This window comes from Pseudomonas sp. ICMP 561, assembly GCF_002699985.1.
Classification (GTDB): Bacteria; Pseudomonadota; Gammaproteobacteria; order Pseudomonadales; family Pseudomonadaceae; genus Aquipseudomonas; species Aquipseudomonas quasicaspiana.
The window spans coordinates 16,455-33,200 of the sequence record NZ_LKBT01000003.1 but is presented as its reverse complement, the minus strand read 5'-3'; the positions used below and the strand labels follow the sequence as shown (position 1 = coordinate 33,200).

The following is a 16,746-nucleotide window of genomic DNA, read 5'->3' as shown; positions in this document are numbered from 1 at the left end:
CAACCTCGGTGCCCCACCCCCTACAAGTTTCCCGCTCCAGCAATCTCTGCCGCCATCGTCGCAGCGCGATCAACACGCTCCAGCGTGCTCAGCTTCGAACGCACGGTCAGCAACTCAGCAATGTCCGGGTGCTGCTCCAGCACGTCATCCCCCAGAAAACCGAAAACGTTGGCGTACAACCAGATTTCCTGCTCGGTCTCAAAACCTCTTTTGATGGCAGAGTGAGCAAGTTGATGGATGTGTTTCAGGCGCTGTTCAGAGGTCAGTTCTGCCCGGTAATCGGGGAAAAAGCGCTGCATGTGCTGATAAAGCTCGCCCATGGATTTGTCAAAAGCCACGCCTTTCAGAGCAGCCCATTGCGCGTCACTTGCCATAAAGGGTTTGTCGTACTGCGGGATGTACTTGTCGCCGGGACGTTTGAGTTGTGTCCATCCATCACGGGCGGCGTTGCTGACGATAATCTCCTGGCAGGGGCCAAAAAGATCCGGTCCCGGATTACGCTCTGCTGCAAATAACGCATGCGCCACTGCGGGGTCAGAGATGCGTAAATACATGTCTTCGCCTTGGGGCGGCTTGAAACAGGTCAGCCAGCGCACATGAGCCAACAGCTCATCCCACGAACCATCACTGACCAGCAGATACCCCCACAACTCCTGAGTGTGAGCCATAAACTGCAAAAGAACCGGATCATCAGCATCATGCAAGCGCACCAGACACGGTGAAAGCCGACTGATTTCAGCCCACCGGGTCTCGTGATAAAGCACGCTCACTCTCGGTTCCGGATTCCATTGATACAGGCGCTGAAGAAGGTTTTTGACCTGAATGGCATCAAGCAGAAGCCCGACCGTCTGGCCCCAGGGGAAATCGTCAGGCAGGGAAGATTGCACAGAGTGCTCGCCGTTCATGACAATTCCTTCCTGGCGTCAGCACACACTTGGCAAAACGAGACACCTCGTTCGATAGCATTGAGTTGTACATCTGGAATCAAGGATGGATTCGCGGGCAACGCCACTTGGGGTATCAACGCCGCAGGCAAACCAGGAACCGCGGGCATTCCCGACACTGGAACACCGCCAAGTTGAATAGGCACACTGCTGAAAATCCCCGCCGGACTGATACTTATCCAGTGCCCACCTGCCTTGATCGTTGCGTTGAGCCCCGCATTGATCACTACATCTACTTTTGAGTGCAGATGCACTTGTGTGGCCGCACTGACCAGATGACTCGCGGCGCTGATGTGCTGATTACCGACCACCGTCAACGAGTCATCGGCCAGCACCTGGGTTTTGCGTGCCCCATGGGTGAGGTGGTGTTCTTCGCCATGCAGCTCGTGACTGGAAAGCCCGGTGACCTTGACCTGGCGCTGATTATCCACCTGGATCGACTGATCGTTCAGCACATGCTCAGACCAGTTGCGTTGAGCGCGAATGGAAATGGACTCGGCACCTTTGCGGTCTTCAATGCGCAGTTCGTTGAAGCCTGCGCCGCCTGGGCTGCTCTGGGTCTTGAGCACGGTCTGGGTGTTCTGCACAGGCAGGTTCAGCGGTGTTCGCGTACCGGCATTGGGCAGACAGGCCTGCACGTAGGGCTGGTCCGGATCGGCGTCGAAGTAACCCACGATCACTTCCATGCCGACTCGAGGAATCATCACCGCTCCATATTGCTCATGCGCCCAACCGGTAGCGACCCGCAGCCAGCAGCTGGAATGCTCGTTACGTTTGCCTTCACGATCCCAGAAAAACTTGACCTTCACCCGACCGTACTCGTCGCAGTAAATCTCTTCGCCCTGCGGACCAGTCACCACGGCGTGCTGGCTGCCTAAGACCCTTGGTTTACGGTGTCTAAGCGGTGGACGAAACGGCACCTTCCCGGGGATGGCTTCAAAACGGTTGCGATAGCCTTGAGTAAACGCTCCCGATGCCCGAGGCATGGATTCCTCCAGCACCTGCGGCTGTTTGCCTTCATGGAACACCGAGGTTAATAACCACTGCTGGCTCCACGCCGGATTGGGATGTGTCAGCTCAAACAGATGCCCGCTAAGCAAAGCGCTCTGATCGCTGTTACCACTGGCCAGTTGAACGTCGCTGCGGTTTCGCTCAAGTGCCTTTTGCGCCTGACGCGTACCGACGCTGAAATCCGTGAAAGACGCCGGATACTGATAATCCTCCAACTCCTTACGACCATCGCCGCCCGCACTGCTGAGCAGATCCACCTGAGGCAACTGAAAGTGATAGGTCTGATGGCTGGCCTTGCCCGAGCGCGTGGCGAGTCGCACGTTGAATCTGTTGATAACCGAAGTTTCCGCAACCTGACCGCTGCTCTGTACATACGCAACCGCAGGCTTGAGTACCGGCAACTGAATAGGGTCGTCTGCAAACACCAGCAAATGCTCGTCAGGGCTGTGCTGAAAGTGAAAGTGGATGCCCTCTTCTTCACACAGCCTGCGCACAAAATGCAGGTCGGTTTCCTGATACTGGGTGCAGTAATCGCGGGGTTTGCAGGGCTCTCGCAACCTGAACGCAAACCCATTGCTGAAAATGGCGTGATCCTTGAGGACCAGCGCAATGATTTCCGGAACCGTCTTGCCCTGAAAGATCCGATGATTACTGCGGTATTCCAGACGCTTGAGGCTGGGCACCAGATGAATGAAATAGTGGGTAAAGCGCTTGCCGGAATCACCCTGAGCGATTTCGCCGATCTGCCCGTGAAGGCCATTACCGTCGGCGTCGAACCTCAGAAATGCCAGGCGGTGCAGCAGGTCTTCCAGCTTGAGATCGGCGCGTTCGCTGACCAGCTCAATCCGCACACTGAACGGACGGCTGATGGATTCCTTTGCGGTAAAGGCCAGCACTCGAAAGTCATGCTCAAGCCCGGCAATTTCCAGCGTGAACGAGGCGCGATTGGCGGGGTTGAACATGGGCAAGTCCTTGGCCTGAGTAAAAGGCGGGACTTTGCTCCTAAGCGATAAAAGTGTCAGTCAGGCTTAAGTCGTTTGATCTGTGGGACGTTTCTGCAAATGCAATCCCAACGCCCTGCACCTCGACGACCGAGCCTGCCACTAACTATCTAACACCCCCACCCACCCCACTCCTGATTGATTGAGCTCAAAGCGGTACCTCCTCCGGGCCGCTCTTTTACACCACTCAGTCATTCAGGATTATTGACCCTTATGCAACAACTCACTCCGCTCCCCCCTATACCAGCAGAGACCCTGCCACTGGCAGCTGGCGCTTTATATCGACTCAGCGCCCTGGACATAACGTTCGCCGAGGAGCTCAAGTCCTTGCCCAAAGCCAGCGCAGCAATCATTGAAACGCTTGGCGGGCAGGACGACTCGGCCAAAGAAACCAAGGCGGCTGCGCTGCTCGAACAGCTCGACGATTTCTGGCAAGCCCCCAGCGCCAAAGGTCCCGTTCGTAAAGTTCTGTTCATTGAGGGAATGGAGCAGGCACTGCGCAACGAGGTGATCGTCAAAAACCACGAGCGCCATCTGGACCCGCAATATGCTGCCTGCTTACCCCTGCCAACGGTCAGTAAACAGATCGGCCGTTCTCTGGAGACGTTCACGCTGCATGTGCAACTCAATGACAAGACAACCATTGAGATCGCTGGCGCGCTGGTGTTCATTTCAATCACAGGCCTGACCTTGCTGGTATTGCCCGGCCTGGGGACGGAAGGTTTCCCAAGCCGCACCGTCTTTGGCACAACGCTTGTTCAGTGGCTCAACAATGATGTGTTGCGTCATGCGCTGTTCAACAATGCCCAGCAGCGCGACCAGCAATTACTGGAGACGATCACCCAGGATCCAGGCCTCTATCTGGAGCCCTTCACCGCCGCCGACCTGCAACTGCAACCTGTTACCGGCAGCCCCTTTGCCTATGCGTTCGAGCGCCAACTCCACAAGCAACGCAACGATGTGCGTCATGCCTGTCTTGATACAAAAGCAACCGACAATCAAACCGTCTCTGCAAGAATCGCGGCGGCCATGGACATGCAGGGGCTGCTTGGCCCTGGAGCCATGCTTGCACAACGCGAAATGGCTTACTGGGAACGCCAGCAGCGCAGGAATCTGCCCCACTGGATCAAGGTCGCCAGCCAGGGCGACCTCGATCAATATCAGCAACGTCTGAACCATTACGAACAGAGCCGTACGGCATTGCTCAGCGCCCTGGGTGGCGCAACTTCCCATGAGTCCTTCGCCAGAATAAGGCTGCGCGCTCGCATCGCTGCCGACCTTGGCTACGATCTGGAACCCGAGCAGATCATGATCACGACGCAACGCCGACTGGCAATCACCGGCGAACTTTATACGACCCGGCGCTCGCTGCTGGAAATGGCACTGTACGGGCTGCACCCCGGAGATACGGACGCCAGTTCGGCATTCCAGACGCTGAGCACCTTCCGTCTGAACGGCACGCTGATGCAAACGAGCCATCCACTGCTGACCCACACTTACGTAGCGAAGCTGGTCGACGACCTGAATCTGGGCACTGTATTTCGCGAGTACCAACGTACGGCCTACGCCACTGAGCACAATCAGCAACTGATGCGCGACATCACACGCAAGCAGGTAACCGCCCTGGCCTACGCGGCAAAGATGCAGGCGCATATCCTGGCAGACGATTTCGCGATCATTGAGCAGATCGAGGCTGACGCAACGGGGCAGACCACACCCAACCTGCAAGTCCAGCAGATCAAGCTTGATGACGGCGACATTCTGGGCGGCATGCTGATTTTTCGTAAAAACGACGCCCAGGGACGCCTTGAGCGGCTGATCATGTTCGCTGCCGATGCGCCGAGGGCACAACGCTTTCAAGCCTTCGACAACCAGACTCAACTCACCCACGAACTGGTCAGTTGGACCACATCGCCTGAAATGAGCCGTTATTTGCTTAAACAGGTGCCAGCGTCCAGCCGGGAAAATCTAGAGAAGCGCTTCGCCGCCCTACGTCTCAAGCCCTCCCCACCCGCCAACTACGTTCAGCTCATCACTCGCAGCCACTACAATCAGGCCCTTGGGCAGTTCGTGCGCCAGCATGTGCGAGTGGCGGCCGCCGATCAGGCGCAACGAACGCCGGACTGGTACATGCGCGCCAGTCCATCTGAACGACAAGAGCTACTGGCTCTGGAAGACGCGATAGCAGGCGCTACCGAAAACTTCCACGCAAAGCCACCCACCAAGGCGCAGGATTTCGAAGACTACGTTCATCAGCGCGCCAGCAAGAAAATCAGCGAATTGCTGGGTTTGGCTGAAGGCAGCGTCGATCCGGACCAGATCATCATCACCTCCCAACGCGAAGTACTGAGCTACACCCAGATGTTGCGCAACGGTTATGACGACACCTTAGGCCTTATCAAAAGCAGCGCCGACGCCGAAGCAACGTTCAGTGGCCCATCGCATATCGACCTGACGCCACTGACGCCGCAAAAAGTCGCACGCTCGGTGCATGGCAAATGGCTCAGCGACGATTACATCAAGCTGGTCAGGGACACCCTGCTCGATCCTGCTTCTCCCGGTTACGACCATCGCCGACGCAGCAGCCTGCAGATTACTGTGCTGCAAATGAAAGCAGCTGCGTTACGTGGCTACCTCAAAGGTCAGCTCGACTTACGGCAGTATCAGTGGCTCCGGCTATCCATGAACCATCTGCACCAGACCGACAGCCAGGCGCGCCGCCTCTATCCGCTGCACACCTTACAACTGCGCCTGGAAAACCCGCTGATAGGCACCGATATCGCCAAGGTGGGCGAAGTCGTGAACGATCTCTATAACGCTGTTTCACCTGGAAGGGTCGAGCTGATTCAGGTTGAAACCGTCCAGGGCTGTTATCTGTTGTCATCCGCCGACGCGACGCAAGCGGCAATGCTCTACACACCGGAGGCACCGGATGGTCTGGAGTTCCGCCTGTTGAGCGACTTTAAAAGCTCGCTCTCCAGCCCCGGCATGATCGATTACTACAAAGACCGCTGCCGGATCGATGCACGCCGCAAACTGTCGCTCTTCCTGCGCGACATGAAAGAGGGCGGTGAGAGTAAACCGCCGGTCATACCGCGGGATGCGGTGAACGACTTCCAGGATCTCTGCTTCAATCGCCCCCTCGAGCGCCAACTGCGCGATGTCGAAGACACGACCACTGGCCGCAGCGATATGCTGGCGAAACTGGCCTGGATAACATTCGAGCTGGTCGCCACAGTGGTAACACTGCCCTTCCCGCCGGCCAGCTTTGCGGTCGGCGCACTGCTTTCCCTGCGCGACAGCATGAAAGCCCTGCAAGCCTTCGCCAATGGCGACCGGGAAACCGCCAGCGCCTACATTCTCAGCTCACTGTTCAACAGCCTGGGCGCGGCCGGGGATTTGTCAGCCGGCATGAAAGGCTTCGGTGCATTGCGCCAACTCGGGCACAACGGCAAACACGCGTCGGTACTTCCGGCCGCGAAAAACGTCACGCGCGCCCCCAGCCAGGCTGACCTGCATCCCGTGCACCTCGAGGGGGAGACCTTCTGGCGCAGCAAGCCAAACGCAAATGGCCATGCGTCGGTGTACCACTTGAACAGCGATCTGTCCAAAGCCCCACAACCGACCGGAGAGTTCGCCCGGCGCGACCTGGACGGTGCATGGCGCCCCCTGGGCCAGCCTGTCGGCCAGTCGACCGTCCTGAACGCAGATGGCATAAAACAGGGGGTCGCCGTGAACATTTCACTGAAAGATACGATCCCGTTGTCGTCCGGACACGCCAATGGCGTCAGCCTGATCAATAACAAGTATTACATCGAACTCGGCACCCAGGTCTTCGAGGTCCACTTCGATGCGGGAGCGCGCTGCTGGAACATCATCGACCCGCAAAACCCGTTCGCCTTTTTCGGCAGGCGTCCGGTACAACTGGATGCGCAGGGCAAATGGCAACTCCTGCAACGACACAATCTGCGTGGCGGGATGGACGATACATTCAGGCCGCTGGTGAGTGAAACCGCGACAACCGCGGATCCGATTACCAGTGCGGTCGTGCCCTATGAACTGCCACTGCAATTACGCCCACATTTCAGCATTCTCAGTAGTACCAGTAACACGGTGGACACGCTGGGGCTGGATCTTGAAGACTATTTCAACGCTGTTTTCAGGGAGGTACGCTCCAAATTCTCTGCCCAACGAGAAAAACTCTACCTTGATGCGCAGACATTTTTTACGTCGGCCGTTCCGGCACCACGCCCGGTGTTACCACTCCTGGACGTGAACGCCGAACCCACCGGGCTGATCAGGAAAATCTTCGAAAACAGCAACGCGATGGTTATCAGCGAGGCCCCAAGGTCCCTCGCCAGCAAGCGTCTGCTCATTGAGAACATGGCTGCGCTGGCGGAACAGGACGTGAAGGTTTTGTACATCCCGCATCTGTTTACCGACCTGCATATGTACAAACTGGAGAAATACCGAAAACTGGGGGCCAGAAGCAAGTCAGGCTCAAGTGACCTGAAATTCTGGCTGGAAGAACTCAACAGCGGCGCACTGAGAAACCGCAGCAAGGAATATGACTACTATCACTTGATAAAGACCGCGCACCGCCACGGTCTGGAAGTTCGACCGATCAGCTCTTCGGTCAGCTACCCACTGCTCAATAATCCGGTGGCAATCGCAGCGGGCGACCTTGCGACTGAACAAAAAATGAGCAACTTCTTCGCACATACAGTTATTAGCGCCGACGTTACCTCTCATCCATCACGCCGCTGGGTGGCGTTACTCGACCAGAAGTTTGCCAATACGTATCAACAAGTCCCTGGCATCGCCGAGCTGCAAGGCGCGATCAGCGTACGCGTACGCGAAGTGCCCCTCGGTCGACCGACCGTTATCAGCCGGGAGATTGAAGAAACCGGCAATGCGTTTGGCAAGTCCGATTTCCGGATCGAAATGGCCAACCCGCTGATTCAGGATCAAGGCGCATCAAGCCTCGCAACAGCCCTGCCGCACCTGCCGCCCAGCCGTCTGGATGACGCGCTTTATCAGCAGATGCACGGAAAATTCAGAGTCGAACTCGATAACCCTTACACGGGCAAGCCAGGTTTTCAATGGAATGATGCCAACGGCTGGCAACCTGTCGACGTGCAACATTGGCCCGCCGAAACGCCGCCTACGGCCCTGCAACTGTCCTTGCGAGACCCCGCGTATTCATTGCCCGCAGAAGCACGTGACACCCTGCATGAATTGATCAATTTCGAGAGCCGCGGCCTGGACTCGCGTTATTTCAGCGTCAATAAACAACACGCGGTGGTCAGTGATCAATTCTTCAATCTGCGCCACGCATTGCAGAAGGACGCCCGGACCATCATCGTCAAGGAGTTGCCAGCTCGTCCAACCATGCCAGCCGTTGCGCCGGGCATAAGCCATGGCGATTTTCTCGAAGACCTTTATCAATATGCCGATGGAGTGGTCATTGGAGAGGCTCATTCCTCCATTGCCAGCAAGAAGTTGATCATTGACAACTTGCCGTTACTGTCCAGACAAGAGGTAAAAACACTCTACATCGAGCACCTGCTCAGCGACGTCCATCAGGCAGACCTGGATCGTTTCGTCGACACCGGCTACATGAGCAAAAGCTTGCTCCATGACTTGAAAAGGATGGACCGAGGTCATCACACCGATGTCGACGGCGTTTACACCTTTGAAAAGCTGATCACCAGAGCGCGTGGTCAGGGCCTGGAAATCAGGGCTCTGGACTGCACCGCCAGCTACTACCTCAAAGACCTGGAAAACCTGGCGCCGACCACTCGTCAACAGATGTTCAGCCACTTCGCTTCACGCACTGTGCGCAAACATCAAGAAGTCATGGGCACCCACAAGTGGATTGCACTGGTCGGTAACAGCCATGCCAATACCTTCGAAAAAATCGTCCCGGGACTCGCCGAACTGGAAGGCGGCATCGGCGTACGAGTAATCGATGTAAAGCCCGCTCAGGCTCGAGGCATCTCAATAGACCCTGGAGAGAAGGTGACCGATACCTTGAGCAGTCAACAGAGCTTCATCAAAAGTGATTTTCGGGTAGAGATGGAAACCTTCAAACCCGCAGTTGCCGTCCGACCTGCGCAATCGTTACCTGTCGAGGAAAGACTGATCAGGCCCGGGATGTTTTTCGTCGAAGAGAGTGAAAACAGCCTGCCCGTCATCGTCCATCGCGCACGGGACAATACTATTCATCGCACGCCGGTGAAGGTCAACGCCCAGGGACAGGTTTATGTGGAGCGAGCCACCTGGACCTCGGTCAATCTGAAACCTTACGCAGACATGGATGCGCTGATAGTAGGTCTGGAGGAAATCAACCTGACGCGAGTTGCGTAAGACGCGATTACCTTGTGGGAGCGGGGCTTGCCCGCGATGAACGATGATGCGGTGTGTCTGACAAACCGCAGCACCTGAATCGCGAGCAAGCACCGCACGTATAAACCCGGGTTATTCCCGTTGGAGCGAGGCTTGCCCGCGAATCAGTCGCCACGGTGTATCAGTAACACCGCGCTTTAGCTCTTCGCGGGCAAGCCTCGCTCCAACGCAGCGCCCTGCACCCAAAATAACTAAACCTTCGGCAACCGCTGCTCCAGCAATTGGTGCAGCGCGCTGTCGGCGGGCCAGTTGCGCATGAAGCGGGCGCGGTCACGGGCGAAGGCGGTCGCGAACGAGGCCTGCGAGGTGTGCTGGCACATGGCGTCCAGATCGATCAACGCCCAGCGATCCTGATGCCAGAACACGTTATGGCCTTTCAGATCACCATGGCTGATGCGCTCGCGCACCAACTGCCCGAAGAGCTGATCCAGCGCTATCAGTTCGCTTTCCGGCGCATCCCCCGACGTTACGTAAGGCGCAAAGCGCTCGATGATATCCGGCCCCGGCAAAAACTCGGTAACCAGATACGCCTTGTTCCGCAGACCGAAAAAGCGTGTTTCCAGCAACGCCAGCGGCTTGGGCGTGGCGATGCCGAGGAACATCAGCCGATTGCCTTCACGCCAGGAATGCCAGGCACGGCTCGGGCGCCAGAAGCGCTTGAACCAGTGGGCAAGGTCCTTGATGTTGTAGCGCTTGATCACCAGTGCACGACCATCGACTTCGACCCGGGCGACACTGGCTGCACCGCCAGTCTTGTACATGTGGCCCTGATCCAGCAGCGCATCAGCGTTAGCCAGCACGGGCAACATTGCAGGCTCTTCTTCCCGGCGAATCGCGCGCAGTTGCGACGGCTCGTCGATCACACTGAACAGGCTGCAATCGCGACCGGCCTTGTCCAGGTAATCCTTCAAGCGCCAGGCACGCACCTTGTCGATCTGCTTCTGCAACGCTTCCATGGGCAGACCATGTTCGCCATTGCTCAACAGGTAATGCACCAGCAACTCTTCGGTGAAGGGTTCCAGAGACTTGGGCAACTGAGCGAAAAACACGCCGAGGTTTTCCAGCACTTTTTGCCGGGACAGCGGTTTGCCCGCTTCTTCAACACGAATCCCCGCGCCATCGATCAAGTACAACTTGCCGTTGCAGCGCAAAAGGTTGTCCAGATGCAGGTCTTCCTGCCACAGCCCTTTGAGGTGCAACTGAGCGATGGCCGACAACGCCTCGCCCAACACGTCCTGCTGCGCGTCGCTAAACGGCGTCTGATCTTCCACCTCAAGCCACGCATCGCCCAGGCTGCGGGCCTGTTCGAGAAACTCGAAAAGCAGCCAGCCGCCCTCGCCGTCCTGCAAGCCGTCAGCCAGCAACAACGGCGTGGTCATGCCTTGCGCAGCCAGTGAACGCACGCCTTCCAGCTCGCGCTGAAAATGCCGTGGGGCTTTTGGGCCAACCAGTAATTTGGCCAACACTGGCCGGCCACGCCATACGCCCGCACCGACATAACGCTGACCGGGCAGAACCCGCAGCAACGTCAATAATTGCAATTCAGCAGGACCGGCCGCATCCGCCAATGACAGATTGATCGGCAAGACGGGCGTACGTCCGGCCTCTTTGAGTTCAGACAAACGCATTAACGGATCTCTTCGTGTTCGCTGCGCCGTGCAGCGCGCTTGTGAGTGCCGCGCTCACCGAGCCGCACATACAAATCCTCGACCTGCGGGCTCTCGAGCCCCGCTTGCAGATAAGCCGCCAGCAGCTCCCGCACCTGCGCACTGCTCCACATCGGCGCCCGACGCAACAGTGGCTCAAGGTCCTTGATCCGGTCACGCATACCAAGCAGCAAAGGCCGGGTCTTCTCCAGATCAATCAACTGCGCGCGATAAAAGCCCGCCTTGGCCCGCATGAAAATATGCTTGGGATAGAAGCAACCGTGTATCTGTCGGGCCGCGTGCAGCGTGCGCGCCAAATCACCGCAGGATTGCAGAATCGCAGACTGTTGCTGGCTCTCCATCTCGGGCCAATGCTGCAGCAGCGTATCCAGATCAGTCCAGCCATCCAGCGCCCGCGTCATGAGGATTGCACGGCGCTCGCCATTGACGCGCTGCTCGCCGTAAAACACCGCCTGCAACGCCGGAATACCCAACTTCTGGTAGCGGCTGATGTTACGAAACTCGCGGGAAAACGACGGCTCGCCAAGCGGATGGTGCAAGGTGCGAGTCAGGTAGTTGCTCTGGCGCTTGAGGTAGAAGCCCGTGCCTTCAAGCTCCATGCGGAACACGCTGCTCCAGCCGCCGCGACCGGTATTGGGCTCATCGACAGCATCGAGCTGGACCTCCCAAAGCGAGTCGAAATCAGCCAGGCCATGGCGTTCAAGCAACGGGCGCTCGCTGGGTGCAATAAAATCAGTCATTCGCGCCCCTCAAAGAAACTGACAACATGGCGGATACGTTTCTTGTCGGACGCGTTCAGCCGCGTGCGCTGTCGATACTGCAAATAGAAGCGCAGACGCTGTGTGTTGGACAGATGGTATTTGCCCAGCTTATCCAGACACGCCAGATCCTTGGTAATTCGATACCGCAACATGAAGCTTGTCCAGAATGCTCCATTGGGACAATCGATCAAGAATACCGTGGCTTGATCGTCGACCAACAGGTTGCGCCACTTCAGGTCGTTGTGGGTAAAGTTCTGGTCATGCATGGCACGCGTATAGCGGGCCACCTGACGGCTGACTGTATCCACCCACGACCTGTCAGACAGGCGTGGGTCCTCACGCTTTGCCACGGCAGACAAGTCTTCGGTACTGGGCAATTCGCGGGTAATCAAAGCCCCGCGATCGTAAGCAGTGCCGCGACGCTCAAGCCCCCAGGCGACCACCTCGGCAGTAGGAATGCCCCATTTGGCAAAACGCTTGAGGTTCTGCCACTCGGATTTGACCCGCGGCTTACCCAGATAGCGACGCAAGCCTTTACCGGCGCCCACATAGCGTTTGACGTAATAGTTAACGCCATCGCGCTGAACCTTGATCACTTCCGACAACGGGTCCCGGGTCAGTCGTTCGCCTTCCAACGCAAACACCGCGTCAAGGCTGCCAAAGTCGTCACTCAAGGACGCGTAGGCCGGCTCCAGATTCCAACCCGCCATCAGAGCGCGTCCCCGTAGCGGACTTTACGCTCATAAAGCTTGTCGGCTTTGACCTCAAGCCAGCGCAGCAGCCTCGCTTCTTGCGCCAGAATCTGGCGCAACGGTTGCTGGAAGTAGCCTTTGAGAAAGCGCAACTTGTCGCGACGCGTCAGGCCGATATCCAGTGCCGAAAAATACAGTGCGGCCAGATCCTTGTTGCGCCAGCGCGGGGTAATCGCCCGGCGGGTCTGGGCGCGATGCAGGTCGATCACCGAGAGGCGGAAATCATCGGCCGTGACCGGCTTGTCGGTGTGCAACAGGAAGTGGCAGATGTAACAGTCACGATGGTTGACACCCGCGCGATGCATCATGCCCACCAACCGCGCCACTTCGGCAATGAAAGCGCGCTTGAGGCGTGGCTCTGGCGGCTCGTTTCGCCAGTTGATGCTGACATCCTCCAGGCTTTCGGTGGGTGCCAGCTCTTCGGTGACTATAAATGAATGCTGCGCCGCCGGGTTGTTGCCCCGCTCGCCGTAAGCCACGGCGGTCATGGTCGGTACGCCCACTTCTTTCAGGCGGGCAATGGCTTTCCACTCCATGCCTGCACCCAGCACGGGCAGTTTGGCGGTGAGCAGGTTCTTGCCGATTTCGCCCCAGCCAATGCCGCGGTGAATCTTGACGAAGTAACCGCGACCATCGACTTCGGTGCGCAAGGTGCGCCGACCTTCGAGTTCGCGATAGACCTGACCGTCCAGACGCTCGACTTCGGCGAAGGCGTCGCGGCCTTCCCAAAGGGTCTTGAACGGTTCAGCGAGGAACAACTTCATGCGTAGTGCTCCGCCAGAATCACATCGGCCGCGTGCTGCGGCATGCTGTAAAGATCGGCTGTATCAGCGAAGGCCAGACCATTGCGGCTCCAGTTGGCGCGCGCAGTGTCGTCGGCCAGCATGTTCGCCAGGTATTCGTTGAGCTGTGTCTGTTCGAACGGCTCATCCAGCACCAGACCGCTGTCGGCTTCGGCGATGTAATGAGCATAGCCACACACCGCGCTGACCAATACAGGCAGCCCCGCCACCAGTGCTTCAAGCAGCACGGTGCCGGTGTTTTCGTTGTACGCCGGATGAATCAGGATATCGGCCCCCATCAGGAAACGCGGGATATCGCTGCGCCCCTTCATGAAGGTGACGTGATCGCCCAAGCCCAGCGTCGCGCTTTGCAGCTGGAATACTTTGGGGTCGTCCTGGCCGATTACAAACAGTCGGGTGCGTTTTTTAAGTTCGGGTGGCAGCGCGGCGAGCGCTTTCAGGCTGCGGTCCACGCCCTTGGTCTTGAAACCGGAGCCGATCTGCACCAGCAACAAGTCGTCGTCAGCCAACCCGAATTCCTTGCGAAAATCAGCACGAATCTGCGGCGCATCTGCAGGTGCGCGACGATCCTGAGCAATGCCCGGCGGCAACAGATGAAAGCGCGACAAGGGCGTGTCGTAATATTTGATGAACAGCGGCTGCTGGACTTCGGAAATCATCAGCACCTGAGTCTTCGCGTCTTTGGCGAACACCGCTCGCTCGTACTCGGCGAAATGGCGATAGCGGCCCCATTGGCGATACAGCGAGTGACGCAACGTCTGCGCTTTGTCTTCAAAGCAGCCGTCGGCGGCGTAATACACGTCCAGGCCTGGCATTTTGTTGAAGCCGATCAGACGGTCTACCGGGCGCTTAGCCAAGTCCGCTTCCATCCAGGCGCTGAGCTTTTCATTGCGGCGATGGTTGAAGAACGCTTTGACCGGCGCCACCAGCACTTCGAAGCCCGGCGGCACTTCGCCTTCCCAGATCAGGGTGTAAACCCGGATCTGATGCCCACGCTGCTGGCACTCCAGAGCGATGCGCATGAAGTCGCGTTGCAGCCCGCCAAACGGGAAGTATTTATACAGTACAAAAGCCAGTTGCATCAGCCGGGCTCCTTTGCCAGCAACAGCGAACCCAATTGGCTCGCTACCCGCTCGGGATTCAAACGAGTGAAGCACATCGGCCACTCGCGTTTTGTATCGAACTGACGGCGGTCTTCATCGGTCGGTTGATACGTACATTTCTTTTGCAGGCACGGCGCACACGCCGGGTAGTCGCCCGCCAGATGAACCTGCGACTTGCCGTAAGCACCGGTCAGCCCAGGATTGGTTGGGCCAAACAGGGAAACCGTCGGCACATCCAGCGCTGCGGCCAAATGACCAATACCCGTGTCCACCGCGACACAGGCTTGCGCACTGGCCAGCACCTGAGCGACACCTGCCAGATTCAGCTTCGGTAGCACGGCTGCATGTTCCAGACCTTCGGCGATGCGCTCGGCGCGGGCTTTTTCGCTCGGGTTACCCCACGGCAAGCGCACTTGCAGGCCCTGCGCGCCCATGCGTTCGGCCAACTGCCGCCAGTACAGCTCGGGCCAGTGCTTAGTGTCCCAAGTGGTGCCATGCAGAAATAGAACGAATGGCGGCGTATTGTCGTCTGCACCCAGCAGACGACCACGGTCGAGACCGTAATCACCCAGCCCGGCAGGCACCGCGTAACCCAACGCTTGCCCGAACAGTTGCCGCAGACGCTCAACCGCATGTTGCCCACGCGCGACTGGATACGCCTGATCGTAGAAACGGCTGGCGAGGGGCTCGCGGGCCGAGTCCTTGTCCAGTCCGGCCACGGGTGCGCTGACATAGCGGGTCAGCCAGGCACTTTTCAGCAAACCCTGAGCGTCAATCACCAGGTCGTAATGGGTATCGCGCAAACGTTGTTTGAAGCGCCGCCACTCGCCGGTCTTGAACGTCTGCCAGAGATTCTTGCGCCAGCGCCGGATCGCGACCGGAATCACATTGCCAACGGCCGGGTGCCAGGTCGGGATCTCGGCGAAGCCTTCCTCCACCACCCAGTCAAACTGGATACCCGGCACAGCCCGAGCAGCATCAGTCAGTGCTGGCAACGCGTGAATCACATCGCCCAGCGACGAAGTTTTGATCAGCAAGACCCGCAATCAGGCGACCTCCACCGGTGTGGCACCCAGATTACCCAGCGCCTGCACCACGGAATCCGGCTCCAGCAGGCGCATGCAATTGTAGTGGCCAAACCGGCAGGTACGATCAAAGCAAGGGCTGCATTCCAGCCCCAGACGCACAACTTCCACCTGATCGGCCAGCGGCGGCGTGAAGCCCGGCGATGTCGAACCGTAAACCGCCACCAGCGGGCGATTCAGCGCTGCCGCGACGTGCATCAGGCCCGAGTCGTTGGACACCACGGCATCAGCGCACGACAACAGATCAATCGCCTCAGCCAGCGAAGTATCGCCGCTGAGGTTGACCGACTCTTCGCGCAGGCCAGGAATCAGCCGTTCACGAATGCTTTCGCCCACCGGATGATCTTTCTTCGAACCGAACAGCCAGACTTGCCAGCCTTCGCGAATCTTCGTTTCAGCCACTTTCGCGTAATGCTCGGCAGGCCAGCGCTTGGACTCGCCGAACTCGGCTCCCGGACATAACGCCAGCACCGGCCGATCCAGGCTCAGGCCAAACTTGGCCAACGCTGCATCGCGGGTGGTGAGGTCAATGCGCAGGTCTGGTTTTGGGTACGGACGCGGCAGCTCGGCACCGGGTTCATACGCCAGCGCCATGAAACGCTCGATCATCAGCGGATACCGCTCTTTGTCGAGCGTGCGCACGTCGTTGAGCAGGCCGTAACGAAACTCACCACGCCAGCCAGTCCGCTTGGGGATGCCAGCAAAAAACGGCACCAATGCGGACTTCAGAGAATTGGGCAGCAGAATCGCCTGATCGTATTGCCCCGCCAGGGACTTGCCAATCCTGCGACGCGTGGCCAGTTCCAGCGCACCGTGACCCAGCGGAAAGCTAAGGGCCGCGCGCACTTCAGGCATACGCTCCAGAATCGGTCGGCTCCATTCCGGGGCCAGGACATCGATGTCGCATTCAGGGTGGCGCTGTTTAAGGCACTGGAACAGCGTTTGCGCCATTACCATGTCGCCTACCCAGCTGGGCCCAACGATCAGAATTCTCATGTTTCATCCAAAACGACAGAAACGATCAGGGAGGCCGATCGGCTTGCGTGACGTTCCCACACAACCCGACGCCTCCCTGTCATAGCTTTATATAGTGCCTTTACCGTAAGAGCAGTTGAGGCACTGTGGGAGCGAATTCATTCGCGAAAGCGGCGCATCGAACGCCAAATCTCTATCGGATGTACCGCCCTCTTCGCGAATGAATTCGCTCCCAC

General features: G+C 58.1%; 10 protein-coding genes. 1 reads left to right on the top strand and 9 read right to left on the bottom strand.

All coding sequences use genetic code 11. The features are described from left to right. Positions 1-20: 20 nt before the first annotated feature. Together AO242_RS03695 and tssI are read right to left on the bottom strand one after the other, a co-directional pair. Positions 21-905, bottom strand: a complete 885-nt coding sequence (locus AO242_RS03695) for a DUF4123 domain-containing protein (protein ID WP_099267728.1) — start codon at positions 903-905, stop codon at positions 21-23. Next, positions 902-2,917: a type VI secretion system tip protein TssI/VgrG gene (gene tssI, locus AO242_RS03690; protein ID WP_099267727.1), complete on the bottom strand. Its 2,016-nt coding sequence runs from the start codon at positions 2,915-2,917 to the stop codon at positions 902-904. Before tssI ends, AO242_RS03695 begins: the two co-directional genes overlap by 4 nt. A gap of 252 nt (positions 2,918-3,169) precedes the next feature. On the opposite strand from tssI, the gene AO242_RS03685 reads away from it, so the two are divergent. Further along, positions 3,170-9,325: a membrane-targeted effector domain-containing toxin gene (locus AO242_RS03685; RefSeq protein WP_099267726.1), complete on the top strand. Its 6,156-nt coding sequence runs from the start codon at positions 3,170-3,172 to the stop codon at positions 9,323-9,325. Positions 9,326-9,555: 230 nt separating this feature from the next. On the opposite strand, the gene AO242_RS03680 is transcribed toward AO242_RS03685, so the two are convergent. From AO242_RS03680 to waaF, 7 genes are read right to left on the bottom strand one after another with little or no spacing between them, the layout of a single operon-like run. Next, on the bottom strand, positions 9,556-10,992 hold the full coding sequence (locus tag AO242_RS03680) for a lipopolysaccharide kinase InaA family protein (RefSeq protein WP_099267725.1): 1,437 nt from the start codon (positions 10,990-10,992) through the stop codon (positions 9,556-9,558). Beyond that, positions 10,992-11,771, bottom strand: a complete 780-nt coding sequence (locus AO242_RS03675) for a lipopolysaccharide kinase InaA family protein (RefSeq protein WP_099267724.1) — start codon at positions 11,769-11,771, stop codon at positions 10,992-10,994. Before AO242_RS03675 ends, AO242_RS03680 begins: the two co-directional genes overlap by 1 nt. Further along, positions 11,768-12,502 (bottom strand): lipopolysaccharide kinase InaA family protein, encoded by a 735-nt coding sequence (locus AO242_RS03670; RefSeq protein WP_099267723.1) that lies wholly within the window; start codon positions 12,500-12,502, stop codon positions 11,768-11,770. The genes AO242_RS03675 and AO242_RS03670 overlap by 4 nt, the downstream gene beginning before the upstream one ends. After that, positions 12,502-13,308, bottom strand: a complete 807-nt coding sequence (rfaP, locus tag AO242_RS03665) for a lipopolysaccharide core heptose(I) kinase RfaP (RefSeq protein WP_099267722.1) — start codon at positions 13,306-13,308, stop codon at positions 12,502-12,504. The genes AO242_RS03670 and rfaP overlap by 1 nt, the downstream gene beginning before the upstream one ends. Next, positions 13,305-14,429, bottom strand: a complete 1,125-nt coding sequence (locus tag AO242_RS03660; protein WP_099267721.1) for a glycosyltransferase family 4 protein — start codon at positions 14,427-14,429, stop codon at positions 13,305-13,307. The genes rfaP and AO242_RS03660 overlap by 4 nt, the downstream gene beginning before the upstream one ends. Then, positions 14,429-15,496 carry a lipopolysaccharide heptosyltransferase I gene (waaC, locus tag AO242_RS03655; RefSeq protein WP_099267720.1) on the bottom strand — a complete coding sequence of 356 codons (1,068 nt, stop codon included), beginning with the start codon at positions 15,494-15,496 and terminating at the stop codon, positions 14,429-14,431. Before waaC ends, AO242_RS03660 begins: the two co-directional genes overlap by 1 nt. Further along, positions 15,497-16,531 carry a lipopolysaccharide heptosyltransferase II gene (gene waaF, locus AO242_RS03650; RefSeq protein ID WP_099267719.1) on the bottom strand — a complete coding sequence of 345 codons (1,035 nt, stop codon included), beginning with the start codon at positions 16,529-16,531 and terminating at the stop codon, positions 15,497-15,499. Positions 16,532-16,746: the final 215 nt, after the last annotated feature.